This is a genomic window from Aquimarina algiphila, from assembly GCF_007489275.1.
GTDB lineage: Bacteria > Bacteroidota > Bacteroidia > Flavobacteriales > Flavobacteriaceae > Aquimarina > Aquimarina algiphila.
In genome coordinates this window covers 21248-33853 of sequence record NZ_VLNR01000033.1, presented here as the reverse complement: position 1 = coordinate 33853, position 12606 = coordinate 21248, and the positions used below count along the sequence as shown (strand labels likewise).

The 12606-nt window shown below is 35.8% G+C and carries 9 protein-coding genes; 8 read left to right on the top strand and 1 reads right to left on the bottom strand.

Translation table 11 applies throughout. The features are described from left to right. Positions 1–54: 54 nt before the first annotated feature. A complete protein-coding gene (locus FOF46_RS15860; protein WP_109435624.1) occupies positions 55–519 on the bottom strand; it encodes an SPOR domain-containing protein in 465 nt (154 codons plus the stop codon). A 224-nt stretch (positions 520–743) separates the two neighbouring features. Between FOF46_RS15860 and FOF46_RS15855 the strand changes: the two genes are divergently transcribed. Genes FOF46_RS15855 through FOF46_RS15820 form a run of 8 tightly spaced genes read left to right on the top strand, consistent with a single transcriptional unit; the run spans position 744 to position 12573 of the window. After that, the gene (locus FOF46_RS15855) at positions 744–2066 is read left to right on the top strand and encodes a cytochrome c3 family protein (protein ID WP_143917126.1); all 1323 of its coding nucleotides are present in this window, start codon (positions 744–746) and stop codon (positions 2064–2066) included. Between the two features lie 60 nt (positions 2067–2126). Continuing rightward, positions 2127–5255, top strand: a complete 3129-nt coding sequence (locus FOF46_RS15850; RefSeq protein ID WP_143917125.1) for a TAT-variant-translocated molybdopterin oxidoreductase — start codon at positions 2127–2129, stop codon at positions 5253–5255. A 34-nt stretch (positions 5256–5289) separates the two neighbouring features. Continuing rightward, on the top strand, positions 5290–7026 hold the full coding sequence (gene nrfD / locus FOF46_RS15845; protein ID WP_109435621.1) for an NrfD/PsrC family molybdoenzyme membrane anchor subunit: 1737 nt from the start codon (positions 5290–5292) through the stop codon (positions 7024–7026). 4 nt (positions 7027–7030) lie between these two features. Beyond that, positions 7031–7570, top strand: a complete 540-nt coding sequence (locus FOF46_RS15840) for a DUF3341 domain-containing protein (RefSeq protein WP_109435915.1) — start codon at positions 7031–7033, stop codon at positions 7568–7570. A 5-nt stretch (positions 7571–7575) separates the two neighbouring features. Next, positions 7576–8226 carry a c-type cytochrome gene (locus FOF46_RS15835; RefSeq protein ID WP_143917124.1) on the top strand — a complete coding sequence of 217 codons (651 nt, stop codon included), beginning with the start codon at positions 7576–7578 and terminating at the stop codon, positions 8224–8226. 37 nt (positions 8227–8263) lie between these two features. After that, positions 8264–9601: a quinol:cytochrome C oxidoreductase gene (locus tag FOF46_RS15830; protein ID WP_143917123.1), complete on the top strand. Its 1338-nt coding sequence runs from the start codon at positions 8264–8266 to the stop codon at positions 9599–9601. 33 nt (positions 9602–9634) lie between these two features. Then, positions 9635–10711 (top strand): cytochrome c oxidase subunit II, encoded by a 1077-nt coding sequence (locus FOF46_RS15825; RefSeq protein ID WP_109435618.1) that lies wholly within the window; start codon positions 9635–9637, stop codon positions 10709–10711. Between the two features lie 44 nt (positions 10712–10755). Continuing rightward, a complete protein-coding gene (locus FOF46_RS15820) occupies positions 10756–12573 on the top strand; it encodes a cytochrome c oxidase subunit I (RefSeq protein ID WP_143917122.1) in 1818 nt (605 codons plus the stop codon). The last annotated feature ends 33 nt before the right edge of the window (positions 12574–12606 follow it).

Below are 12606 nucleotides of genomic sequence, written 5' to 3'. Positions count from 1 at the left end.
AAAGCCCGATGTTTTTACATCGGGCTTTTGTTTTGTTATTGTATGTAGTGGTATTTATTTTTTCTCTGGTTTGAATATAAAAGCATTTGGAAACTTTTCATGCACCTCTTTTAAGGCTCTGTCGGCTTCGAGTCTTGTACGAAAATTACCTAGCCATACTTTATAATTTGGAGTCTCCCATTGAATAGTAGATTCCCATTTTTCAAATGATTCTTTAGATGATTTTACAATTTCATTAGCTTTATTTAGGTTCCCGTAGTATAATTGAATCTTATAACGGTCGCTAAAATCACCATCTTTTTCCATTTTTAACTTTATATCAAGTAATCTTTTTATTCTTGGATCTTGATTAATAGTAACGGTTGCTTCTGGTGGTGGTAAAATATTAACAGGTACAAAATTGCTCTGATTTAAGTTTTCAGAACTAGGATTTGGGCTATCTTGAGCAGTTAAAGTGCTGGTAGCGATAAGGTAAAAACCAAATATAAAAATACAGTTTGTGGTGTTTAACATTCTCATTACAAATTAATTTGAAGCAAAGGTATGGTTTAATAACTCAAAACAGATTAAAAATATTATTTAGAATTATTATAAATTAATACTTAACGCTTCTCTAACATTTCCAAAATCGACTTATTATAGTACTTTTGTCGTCGAATTAAAAGTGCTGGTTTTTATGTCTTTTTTAAAGAGATTAAAGAAAAAACCATACCAAAATTAAGACGATAATTCTACTTGATAATATGAGACAGGTGAAACACCGAAATTCAGCCTCTAAAATCCTAATCCTAGGAACTGTTTTTTTATTTACTTTTTTTAACCCTGTTTTTGCACAGGATGAAGCGGCCGTTGATAATGTTGCCGCTACTGAAGCTTCGTCTGGAGGAGATGTAGCTAAAGGGGAAGAGTTGTTTAAATCTCTTTGTGCTGCTTGCCATAAGCGTTATAAAAAGATGACAGGTCCTGCTCTTTTTGGAGTAGCTGATAAGTACGAAAGAGAATGGATATACTCTTGGGTAAAGAATAGTGCAGCAATGGTCGCTTCTGGTGATCCTCAAGCTGTTGCTATTTATGAAGAGTATAACAAAACTGCGATGAATGCATTCCCGCAGTTGTCCAATACAGACATTGATAACATCATGGCTTACGTGATGGTGCCTAAAGTAGAACCTCCTACTCCGGCGCCTGGCAATGAATCATCTACTGCTTCAGGAAGTGGTTCAGGAGTTTCAATGAATGTTATTTTGGCAATATTGGCATTGGTATTCCTAATGTTATTGGTTGTATTGTTCTTAGTGAATAAAACACTTAGAAGTTTTGCTGCAGCTAATAATGTTGAATTGCCAGAGTCAGAAGCAAGAACTCCTATCTGGAAAGCATTTATTCAAAATCAATTTTTAGTATTGGTTACAGCAATTTTCTTGTTGTTGTCTAGCGGATACTTTGTGTATGGGTATTTTATGCAAGTAGGAGTTGATCAGGGATATGCTCCTATTCAACCAATTCATTACTCGCATAAAATTCATGCTGGAGATAATCAAATCGAATGTAAATACTGTCACTCTTCTGCAAGAGTCAGTAAAACATCTGGGATACCATCTCTTAATGTTTGTATGAACTGTCATAAATCTATAAGTGAGGTTGCGGATGCTACTGCGACACCAGATCATTCTAAAGAATTTTATGATGGTGAAATTCAAAAGCTTTATGATGCAGTAGGTTGGGATGCTAGCGCTCAAGCGTACACTGGTAAAACGAAGCCGGTAAAATGGGTGCGTATTCACAATCTTCCGGATTTTGCATATTTTAATCACTCTCAGCACGTAAGTGTTGCAGGAGTAGAATGTCAGACATGCCATGGGCCTGTAGAAGAAATGGAAATTATGTATCAACATGCTCCACTTACTATGGGGTGGTGTATTAACTGTCACAGAGAAACTAACGTGAAGGTTGCTGATAATAAATATTACGAGAAAATTCATAAAGAACTTTCTAAGAAGTATGGTGTAGAGCAATTAACGGCAGCTCAAATGGGCGGTCTGGAATGCGGTAAATGCCATTATTAATAATAAACATTTGATTCCGGATATCGGAAAATAATAGTAAGAAGCTAATATCAATTATATATGTCATCAAACAAGAAATACTGGAAAAGTGTTGAAGAGCTAAACGAAGATAGCTCTATTGTTGAGACGCTACAACAAAACGAGTTTGTTCAGGAGATTCCTACAGATGAGTTTTTAGGTGATAAATCATCTTTAGAAAATTCTTCGACTTCTCGTCGTGATTTTCTTAAATATGTAGGTTTTAGTACTGCTGCTGCAACATTGGCGGCGTGTGAAGGGCCTGTTAAGAAATCAATCCCTTACGTGGTTCAACCAGAAAGAATTGTTCCTGGTGTAGCAAATTACTACGCTACCACTATAGCAGATGGATATGATTTTGCTAGTGTTTTGATTAAAACAAGAGAAGGTAGACCAATTAAAGTAGAGAATAATAACCTTGCAGTGTCAAATGGTGATGCTAATGCAAGAGTACATGCCTCTGTTTTATCATTATATGATAGCTCACGTCTTCAAGGGCCTAAAAAAGGTGCTGAAGATATCAGTTGGGATTCATTAGATAAAGAAGTGGGAGCTAAACTCAATGGATTAGGAAGTAAACAAATTGTTTTACTAACTCAGACATTTGCAAGTCCTTCTACTTCGAAGTTAGTTTCTGATTTTAGAGCAAAGTACCAAAATGTTAAGCATGTGGTGTACGATGCTGTATCAAACAGTGAGGCTTTGGATGCTTATCAGATGATGTATGGTGAAAGAGCACTTGCCGATTATGATTTTGCTAAAGTAAATACCATTGTAAGTATTGGTGCTGACTTTTTAGGAGATTGGCAAGGAGGAGGATATGATAGTGGTTATGCAAAAGGACGTATTCCTAAGAATGGAAAAATGTCAAGGCATATTCAATTCGAAGCTAATATGTCTTTATCTGGTGCTAATGCAGATAAAAGAGTTCAGGCAACTCCATCACAACAAAAACAAGTACTGGCTGCATTGTATAAATATGTAACAGGATCTGGTTCAAAAGGAGCTTTGGATTCTGGATTAGATACAGAAGTAGTTAAAGCTGCTAAACAAATCCAAAAAGCAGGAAGTAACGCATTAGTAGTTACGGGTATTCAGGATGTTGATGCACAATTGGTAGTTTTAGAAATAAATAAAGCCATAAAGAGTAAAGCTTTTAATGAAAGTACTCCACGTACTATCCGTAAAGGTGATGCAAAAGCAGTAGCTCAATTGGTAAAAGATATGAATGCAGGGCGCGTTGGTGGTCTTTTGATTGCTGGTGTTAACCCAATGTATTCTTTACCTAATGCAAGCGAGTTTAAAAGTGGTCTTGAAAAAGTAGATGTATCTGTAGCTTTTAGTATGCATAATGATGCAACTGCAGAGTTATGTCAATATGTTGCTACTACTCCGCATTATCTTGAGTCTTGGGGAGATGTAGAGTTGAAAAAAGGAAGCTATAGTTTAATGCAGCCTACAATTCGACCATTATTTGATACTAGGCAGTTCCAGGAAACTTTATTAAAGTGGACAGGGAATACAGCAACGTATCATGATTATATAAAAAATGCATGGACTGGTATTTTAGGAGGTACATCCTGGAATCAGGCACTGCATGATGGAGTATTAGTAAAGCCAATACTTCCAAAACAAGAATTAGTAGATGCTCTTGATGCTCCAGAAGGAGATATTGCAGATATAGAAGCAGTTCCAGCTCCGACAGTTGTTGGACCTAATGTAGGTGCTGCAGCAAGAAGGCTTTCTGTGACGAAATCAAATGATGGTCTAGAGCTTACATTATATACTAAGACATCATTAGGAGATGGTCAGCAGGCAAACAATCCTTGGTTACAAGAGATGCCAGATCCTATTACCAGAACATCATGGGATAATTACCTTACAGTTTCCAAAGCAGATGCGGATCAATTAGGATTAACTAATGAGAATGTTGCAAATGGAGCTTTAAATGGTAGTTATGCTAAAGTAGTTGTTGGTGGAGCAGAAGTTACTGTTCCTGTAATTATTCAACCAGGGCAGGCCAAAGGTTCTGTAGGGTTGGCATTAGGATATGGTAAGTCCAAAGGGCTTAAAGAAGATATGAATGTTGGTGTTAATGCATATCCTCTATATCAAAACCTTAATGCAGTACAGACTGTTTCTGTTACTGCAGCAGAAGGAACACATGAGTTTGCATGTGTGCAATTGCATAATACATTAATGGGTCGTGGAGATATTGTAAAAGAGACGACTCTTGAGATATTTAATACAAAAGATCACCACGAATGGAATGCTATTCCTGAAGTGAGTAAAAATCATATTGAATATGAGGTTACTTCTCCTGAAGTTGATCTTTGGGATGAATTTGATCGTTCTGTAGGACATCACTTTAATCTTTCAATAGATTTAAACGCTTGTACAGGATGTGGAGCGTGTGTGATCGCTTGTCATGCAGAAAATAATGTTCCTGTGGTTGGTAAATCAGAGGTGCGTAGATCTCGTGATATGCATTGGTTGCGTATTGATCGTTATTATTCTTCTCAGGATAGTTTTGAAGGGGATGATAATAAAAAGAATGCTATTGCTGGTCTTGGTAGTTCATTATCTGAATTTGGTGAGATGGAAAATCCATCAGAGAATCCTCAGGTAGTATTTCAACCAGTAATGTGTCAACATTGTAATCATGCTCCTTGTGAGACTGTATGTCCTGTTGCAGCGACATCACATGGTAGACAAGGACAAAATCATATGGCATATAACCGTTGTGTAGGTACAAGATATTGTGCAAACAACTGTCCTTATAAAGTTCGTAGATTTAACTGGTTCTTGTATAATAACAATGACGAGTTTGATTATCATATGAACAATGATTTAGGTAGAATGGTTCTTAATCCTGACGTTACTGTACGTTCGAGAGGGGTTATGGAAAAATGTTCTATGTGTATCCAGATGACTCAAAAAACTATTCTGGATGCAAAACGAGATGGAAGAGCAATTAAGGATGGAGAATTCCAAACGGCTTGTTCTGCGGCTTGTTCATCAGGTGCTATGGTATTTGGTGATGTCAATGATAAGGATAGTGAAGTAGCTAAACTTAAAGAGGATGATCGTATGTATCACTTACTTGAACATGTTGGGACTAAGCCTAATGTGATGTATCACACCAAAGTAAGAAATACTACAGAAGCCTAATTAACTAAATAAAGAATCAATTCAATTATAAAGGATTATGTCTCATTACGAAGCACCTATAAGAAAGCCTTTAGTAACCGGCGATAAAACATATCACGATGTAACTGTGGATGTAGCCGCACCGGTTGAAGGTAAAGCAAATAAATCTTGGTGGATTGTGTTCACCATCGCGCTTATTGCTTTCCTTTGGGGGATAGGTTGTATTATATATACAGTTTCTACAGGTATAGGAACCTGGGGATTAAATAAAACAGTAGGATGGGCCTGGGATATCACCAATTTTGTTTGGTGGGTAGGTATAGGTCACGCCGGAACCCTGATTTCTGCGGTATTATTATTATTCCGTCAGAAATGGAGAATGGCAATTAACCGATCTGCAGAAGCGATGACCATTTTCTCGGTTATTCAAGCAGGTCTATTCCCTATTATTCACATGGGACGTCCTTGGTTAGCATATTGGGTATTACCTATTCCTAACCAGTTTGGATCATTATGGGTAAACTTTAATTCACCATTACTTTGGGATGTATTTGCGATCTCTACGTACCTTTCGGTATCATTAGTATTCTGGTGGACAGGTTTATTACCAGATTTTGCGATGATCAGAGACCGCGCTATTACACCATTTAATAAAAAGATATATAGTTTACTTTCTTTTGGATGGAGTGGAAGAGCAAAAGATTGGCAACGTTTTGAAGAGGTATCTCTTGTATTAGCAGGTTTGGCAACTCCACTTGTACTGTCGGTACATACAATTGTATCGTTTGACTTTGCTACTTCAGTAATACCTGGATGGCATACAACCATATTCCCACCATACTTCGTTGCAGGTGCGATTTTCTCAGGATTTGCTATGGTAAATACTCTTCTTATTATTATGAGAAAAGTATCTAACCTTGAAAATTATATTACCATTCAACATATAGAATTAATGAATATTGTGATCATGATCACAGGTTCTATTGTTGGAGTCGCCTATATTACCGAACTGTTTGTTGCCTGGTACTCGGGTGTAGAGTATGAACAATATGCATTCCTTAATAGGGCAACAGGACCTTATTGGTGGGCATATTGGGCAATGATGACATGTAACGTGTTCTCACCGCAGTTTATGTGGTTCCCAAAATTGAGAAGAAGTATTATGTTCTCATTCTTTATCTCTATTGTAGTAAATATAGGAATGTGGTTTGAGCGTTTCGTAATTATTGTGACATCTCTTCACAGAGATTACTTGCCATCATCCTGGACAATGTTCTCTCCTACATTTGTGGATATTGGAATATTTATAGGAACGATAGGATTCTTCTTTGTATTGTTTTTATTATATGCTCGTACATTCCCGGTAATAGCACAAGCAGAGGTGAAAACAATTTTAAAATCTTCTGGAGAGAAATATAAAAAACTTAGAGAAGCAGGAATTGATCATAGAGATGAACTCCCAAAGGGTAAAGCAGAAGTAACTAAAGAAGAAACAAAACCTGAAAAAAAAGCTGAAACAAAAGAGGCAAGTCAGGAAGATATAAATAGTTTATTAGGTAACTTAGGAACATTTGATCCTTCAACCCAAAAAGCTGATGATCTTAAAAAAGTTAATGGCATTGGACCTGTAATGGAAAAGAAACTTAATGAGATCGGAATATTCACTTTCGATCAAGTAAGTAAAATGACCACGACAGAGTACGATTTATTAGATAGTATCACTGGATCTTTTCCTGGTAGAGCACAACGCGATGATTGGGCAGGACAGGCAGAACAACTTAAAAATAACTAAGAGTATGGCATCAAAAGTTATACATGCATTATATATAGACGACGATGTCCTGATGGACGCTGTCAAGAAAGTTCGCGCAGAGCATTATCATATCGAAGAGGTATTTACTCCTTTTCCGGTTCATGGACTTGATAAAGCGATGGGATTACCTCATACACGATTAGCAATCACATCTTTTATGTACGGATGTGTTGGGTTAACTGTTGCAATTTTGATGATGAATTTTATCATGATCGAGGATTGGCCGCAAGATATTGGTGGTAAACCAAGTTTTAGTTATCTGGAAAATATGCCAGCATTTGTTCCTATTATGTTCGAGCTTACTGTGTTTTTTGCAGCCCACTTAATGGTAATTACTTTTTACATGAGAAGTAGATTATGGCCATTCAAAGAAGCTGAAAATCCTGATTTAAGAACAACAGACGATCACTTTTTAATGGAAGTAGACGCTGGAAATCACGACGTAGATACACTTACAAGTTTATTAAGTGATACAGGAGCAGTAGAAATTAAAGTAATAGATAAGGAAGAAGATAACCATTAGTAATAATGAAGAATACTATAAAAATATTAGCAGCGGCAGTAGTGATGATTAGTGTTGTTTCTTGTCAAAAAGATTCAAAACCTAATTATCAATATATGCCTAATATGTATGAACCAGTAAGTTACGAGGCTTATGGGGAGTATGGTGTTTTTCCTGGAGGACAGGAGGCTATGTTACCAGCAGAAGGTTCTATCCCAAGAGGATGGATGCCTTATGAAATTGAAAACTCAAATGTAGGATACCAGTTTGCAAAAGATTCTCTTAAAAATGCCATTCGGTATACCAAAGAAAATGAAGATGCTGGTAAAGAGTTATATAATATCTATTGTGCAATATGCCATGGTGAAAAAGGAGATGGAAAAGGAACATTGGTGAAAAGAGAAAAAATTCTTGGAGTGCCAAGTTATGATGATGTAGGTAGAGCAATCACAGAAGGAAGTATCTATCATGTGATGTACTATGGAATTAATTCTATGGGGTCTTATGCTTCTCAAACAAGTGAGCATGAACGCTGGCAGATTGTTCAATATGTACAGAAATTAAAGGCAGACTTAGAGGGGAAAACCCCTAGAATAGATACAGATGTTGTTGTTGCAGAGACAAAGCTGGAAGAAGAACATCATGAGTCAACAGAAGATCATAGTAACGCACACTAGTGCACTAGTATAAAGTTAAGAATAACGATATTAAGATATGTATACGCTATCAAATAGATTAAGATTATTTTCTATCATTCTAATGGTTGTAGGTGGGATCGGACTTGTTTCTGGTTTTCTTACTACCCCAGGAACTGTTGAAGAAGTAAAAGAAATGATGGCAGCGCACGATGCTCACGGTGGTGGTCATGGTGAATCGCATGCAGAAGAAAGTGGTCATGGTAATCAAAATCATGGTGAGGCAGCAGCAGATGCACATGGTGGTGATGAACACTATAAGCATGTTTTACACCAGTTACAAAATAAACCCTGGGCTTCTCTTTATGTAGCTGCATTTTTCTTTTTTATGATTGCGCTGGGAGTATTAGCATTTTATGCTATACAATTTGCAGCACAGGCAGGTTGGTCTCCAGTGCTGTTTAGGGTTATGGAAGCTATTACAGCATACTTGGTGCCTGGTGGAATCATCTTATTTGTAATATTGGCATTATCAGGATTTCATGTAAATCACTTGTTTGTATGGGCAGATCCTAAAGTTGTGGAACATGATGCGCTTATTCAAGGTAAATCAGGTTGGTTAAATGGTACTGGTTTTATTATAAGAGCAGCAATCTTTTTAGGAGGTTGGTTATTATATCGTCATTTTGCAGTAAAATATTCTAGACTACAAGACGAAGATGCGACAGGAAACAAATGGTACAAAAAGAGTTTTAAGATATCAGCAGGGTTTTTGGTATTCTTTATCTATACAGAATCTATGATGTCTTGGGATTGGATTATGAGTTTTGATCCACACTGGTTTAGTACATTATTTGGATGGTACGTATTCGCTAGTTTATTTGTATCCGGAATTACAACTATAGCATTAATTACAATTTACCTAAAGTCTAAAGGATATATGGAATTTGTAAATAATAGTCATATTCATGATTTAGCTAAATTTATGTTTGGAATAAGTATATTCTGGACATACCTTTGGTTCTCTCAATTTATGTTGATCTGGTATTCTAATATTCCTGAAGAAGTTACATATTTCATTACTCGTATAGAAGATTATAAATTACCATTCTTTGGGATGCTAGCAATGAATTTCATCTTCCCACTTTTAGTGTTAATGAATAGTGACTTTAAAAGAGTAAACTGGTTTGTAGTGATGGCAGGAATTGTAATTCTTTGTGGTCATTATATTGATGTTTATAATATGGTTATGCCAGCTACAGTTGGAGAATCATGGTTTATTGGTGTTAGTGAGATTAGTGCGGTGTTATTATTCTTAGGATTGTTCTTATTTGTAGTATTTAGAGCGTTAACTAAAGCTCCATTACTGGCAAAAGGAAATCCATATATAGAGGAGAGTAAACACTTTCATTATTAATAAATAGAATTGTAAAAAAGAAGATAGATAAAAATGACTGTATTCTTAACCATAGTAGTTATAGCGCTTTTTGGAATCACATTGTGGCAAATGTCAAAGATTTTGAAATTGTCTCAATTGAAAGACGCTGATAATTCTCAAGTAGCGAATGATAAGGATAATAATTTACATGGTAAGCTTATGCTTGCGTTTGTAATATTTCTTTACTTATTAACCATATATTGTTTTGTACAGTATCATACTTTTTTCCTTCCAGAATCGGCGTCTGAACATGGAGTGGACTATGATCAACTAATGTTGATTTCGATGGTACTGATTTTCATTGTACAATTCATTACGCAAGGGCTATTACATTTCTTTGCATACAAATACCGTGGAAAGAAAGAAAATAAAGCCTTGTTTTTTGCCGATAATGATAAGTTAGAATTTATTTGGACAATTATTCCTGTGATTGTATTAGCAGGGTTAATCATTTACGGATTATTTACCTGGACAGATATAATGAATATTGATGAGGAAGATGGTGATCCATTAATAGTAGAGTTATATGCATATCAATTTGATTGGCGTGCAAGATATTCTGGAGAAGATAACGAATTGGGTAAAGCTAATGTTCGTTTTATAGAAGGGATTAATACATTGGGAGTAGATGTTTCTGATTCCTATGGTAAGGATGATAAAATAACCAATGAATTACATCTTCCGGTGAATAGAAAGGTTATCTTCAAAATGAGATCTCAAGACGTATTACACTCAGCATATATGCCTTTCTTTAGAGCGCAAATGAACGTAGTACCTGGTATGATTACAGAATTTTCATATACACCTACTCTTACTTCTGAAGAAATGAGAAATAGTGAGTTTATGGTAGAAAAAGTAGCTACTATTAATAAGATCAGAAAAGAAAAGAGTAAGAAATTAGTTGCTGCAGGTGATGAAGCATTAGAAACATATGCATTTGATTATTATTTATTATGTAATAAAATATGTGGAACTTCTCACTATAATATGCAAATGAAGATTATTGTAGAGTCCGAAGAGGACTATGAAGCTTGGTTAAAAACACAACCAACTTTTGGAGAGCAATTATCAGCTCAAGCAAGTAACTAGAAGAAAAGAAGAATTAATATATTATATTAAAAAAGAATAGCGATATGTCAGCAATAGCACACGCAGATGATCATGCCCACGACGATCACGGACATCATAAAGAGACATTTATTACCAAATATATTTTTAGTCAAGATCATAAAATGATCTCTAAGCAGTATTTAATTACTGGTTTGATAATGGGTATTATTGGTATTGCAATGTCTATTTTGTTTAGAATGCAATTAGCATGGCCAGATCATAAATTTACAATTTTTGAGGTGCTGTTAGGTGATAAGTTTGGTGCAGATGGTGTAATGGATCCAGGAATCTATTTGGCATTAGTAACCATTCATGGTACAATAATGGTATTCTTTGTATTAACAGCAGGACTTAGTGGTACATTTAGTAACTTACTTATTCCTTTGCAGATTGGAGCACGTGATATGGCTTCAGGGTTTTTAAATATGATATCGTATTGGTTGTTCTTCTTAAGTAGTGTAATCATGGTATTGTCTTTATTTGCTGAGGCAGGACCAGCATCAGCTGGTTGGACAATTTATCCTCCTTTAAGTGCATTGCCACAGGCAATTGGTGGTTCGGGAATGGGTATGACCCTTTGGTTAGTTTCTATGGCAATATTTATTGCTTCCTCATTGCTTGGTTCTTTGAATTATGTAGTGACTGTAATTAACTTAAGAACGAAAGGAATGTCAATGACTCGTTTACCATTAACGATTTGGGCATTTTTTGTTACAGCAATTATTGGTATTGTTTCTTTCCCTGTATTATTATCTGCAGCATTACTTTTGATTATGGATAGAAGTTTTGGGACTTCGTTTTTCTTAAGTGATATCTATATCCAGGGAGAAGTGTTGCATAACCAAGGTGGTTCACCGGTTCTTTTTGAACACTTATTTTGGTTCTTGGGACATCCAGAAGTATATATTGTATTATTGCCTGCATTAGGGATCACCTCAGAAATAATTGCTACAAATGCACGTAAGCCTATATTTGGTTATAGAGCAATGGTTGCTTCTATTCTGGCAATTGCATTTTTGTCAACCATAGTTTGGGGTCACCATATGTTTATTTCAGGAATGAATCCTTTCTTAGGTTCGGTATTTACATTTACTACGTTATTGATTGCAATACCTTCTGCGGTAAAAGCATTTAATTATATCACCACTTTATGGAAAGGTAATCTACAGCTTAATCCTGCAATGTTATTTTCTATTGGATTGGTATCTACATTTATAACGGGGGGTCTAACGGGTATTATTCTTGGAGATAGTACATTAGATATCAATGTACATGATACGTATTTTGTGGTAGCGCATTTCCACTTGGTAATGGGTATTTCTGCACTTTATGGATTATTTGCAGGGGTATATCACTGGTTCCCTAAGATGTATGGTAAGATGATGAATAAAAACCTTGGGTACGTTCATTTTTGGGTAACTGCGATAGGAGCGTATGGGGTATTCTTTCCGATGCACTTTATAGGCATGGCAGGATTACCACGTCGTTATTATACAAATTCGAATTTCCCATATTTTGATGATTTAGCAGATACTAATGTATTAATTACTGTTTTTGCAATTATTACTGCTGCAGCTCAATTAGTATTCCTATATAACTTTATTGTTTCGATATTTTATGGTAAGAAAGCTGTACAAAATCCTTGGAGATCAAATACGTTAGAATGGACTACTCCAGTAGAACATATGCACGGTAACTGGCCAGGAGAAATACCTTCTGTTCATAGATGGGCATATGACTATAGTAAAACTAGAGAGGATGGCGAATATGTGATCGCAGGTCAGGATTTCGTATCTCAAATTATTCCACTTCAAGAAGGAGAGGAAGAAATGCATCATTAATAATGATGTTTAAAAAATATAATGAAGCCCTTT